Annotated in this window: 1 pseudogene; it reads right to left on the bottom strand. The window is 66.5% G+C overall.

The window, feature by feature from the left end:
• A pseudogene (locus tag AWR36_RS15980) lies at positions 1-263 on the bottom strand (adenosylcobalamin-dependent ribonucleoside-diphosphate reductase); the annotation flags it as partial.

The following is a 263-nucleotide window of genomic DNA, read 5'->3' as shown; positions in this document are numbered from 1 at the left end:
ATGGCGTCCCACACATCCATGAACGACAGCGGCCCCGAGGCGTCGGCGGCCACCCCATGCACGTCTGCGCCGCGCGGCCGGATGGTCGAGAAATCATAGCCGATCCCCCCGCCCTGCTGCATGGTCAGCGCGGCCTCTTTCAGCATGTCGAAAATGCCGCCCATGCTGTCGGGGATCGTGCCCATCACGAAACAGTTGAACAGGGTCACCTGCCGCGCGGTGCCCGCTCCTGCGGTGATCCGCCCGGCGGGCAGGAACTTGAA

The sequence above is a fragment of the Microbulbifer flavimaris genome (genome assembly GCF_001641755.2).
Taxonomy (GTDB): domain Bacteria; phylum Pseudomonadota; class Gammaproteobacteria; order Pseudomonadales; family Cellvibrionaceae; genus Microbulbifer; species Microbulbifer flavimaris.
Note: the sequence above shows the minus strand (reverse complement) of the source record. Positions and strands in the feature narration are given on the sequence as shown.